Source organism: Microbacterium sp. GXF6406 (assembly GCF_054798215.1).
Genome location: NZ_JBSJZH010000052.1, coordinates 1 through 1,426 on the forward strand (window position 1 = coordinate 1; position 1,426 = coordinate 1,426).

The 1,426-nt window shown below is 67.3% G+C and carries 1 protein-coding gene; it reads left to right on the forward strand.

Translation table 11 applies throughout. The annotated features are described in order from the left end of the window. Positions 1–112 precede the first annotated feature (112 nt). Positions 113–1,423 (forward strand): ISL3 family transposase, encoded by a 1,311-nt coding sequence (locus tag ACWAUG_RS13540; protein WP_460802827.1) that lies wholly within the window; start codon positions 113–115, stop codon positions 1,421–1,423. The last annotated feature ends 3 nt before the right edge of the window (positions 1,424–1,426 follow it).

Consider the following 1,426-nt stretch of genomic DNA (forward strand, 5'->3'; position numbering starts at 1 on the left):
GGCTCTTCGTAATTGAAGGTGTAGTCGGGGTGCGCGCGGCGATTGGTGGATAGGGGTCGAGGTCTTCCAGGATGGAAGTTCTCACACTGACCATCCGCCGGAAGACCTCGACTTGCACCACGCTACCTTCGCCGCGCCCGACCTGACCACGTTCTGCCGCCTCGACGAGCTCGGCCTCGAAGCCGTCGGGCAACATCTCGAGCCCGATCGGGCGGTGCTGGAGTGCCGTGTCGTCGACGATGACCCGTGGTGTCGCAAGTGTGGTGCTGAAGGGGTCGCGCGGGACACTGTGACACGGCCGCTCGCGCATGAGCCGTTCGGGCATCGGCCGACGACGCTGCTGATGCGGGTGCGCCGCTACCGGTGCGCTCATTGTCGTCGGACGTGGCGGCAGGACACGACACGGGCGGCGGCACCGCGGGCGAGGATCTCCCGCGGCGGGATCGGGTGGGCGCTCACCGCGATCGTGGTCGACCATCTCACCGTCTCCCGCGCCGCCGCAGGCCTTGGTGTGTCCTGGCACACAGCGAACACCGCGATCCTCGCCGAAGGCAAGCGTCGACTCATCGACGACCCGGGGCGCTTCGACGGAGTCACCACCCTCGGCGTTGACGAGCACGTCTGGCGTCACACTCGGCTCGGTGACAAGTATGTGACCGTGATTATCGACCTCACCCCCGCGAGGAGCAAGACCGGTCCGGCCCGGCTGCTGGACATGGTCGAGGGCCGCTCCAAGGCCGTGTTCAAGCAGTGGCTCGCTGCCCGACCGGAGGACTGGTCGAAGGCGATCGAGGTCGTCGCGATGGACGGGTTCAGCGGGTTCAAGACCGCCGCTGCCGAAGAACTCCCCGGCGCCGTCCCGGTGATGGACCCGTTCCATGTCGTTCGCCTCGCCGGCGATGCGCTCGATGTCTGCCGGCGCCGCGTTCAGCAGGACCTGTTCGGCCGCCGCGGCATGAAGGACGACCCGCTCTACAAGGCCCGCCGCACCCTACACACCGGCGACAAGTTGCTCACCGAGAAGCAGCGCGCCCGCCTTGAAGCGCTGTTCGCCGTTGAGGAGCACATCGAGGTTGAAGCGACCTGGGGTATTTACCAGCGCATGATCGCCGCCTACCGCGAACCCGACAGGCAGAGGGCCAAGGACATGATGCAGGCCGTGATCGACGCGGTCAGCGCCGGCGTTCCCGCCGCTCTGGCCGAGGTCCGCAAGCTCGGCCGCACCCTCAAGCAGCGCGCCGCCGACATTCTCGCGTTCTTCGACCGGCCAGGCACGTCGAACGGACCGACCGAGGCGATCAACGGGCGTCTCGAGCATCTCCGCGGCTCCGCACTCGGCTTCCGGAACCTCACCAACTACATCGCACGCAGCCTGCTCGAAGCCGGAGGATTCAGACCAGCCCTACACCCTCGATTGCGATGAGCC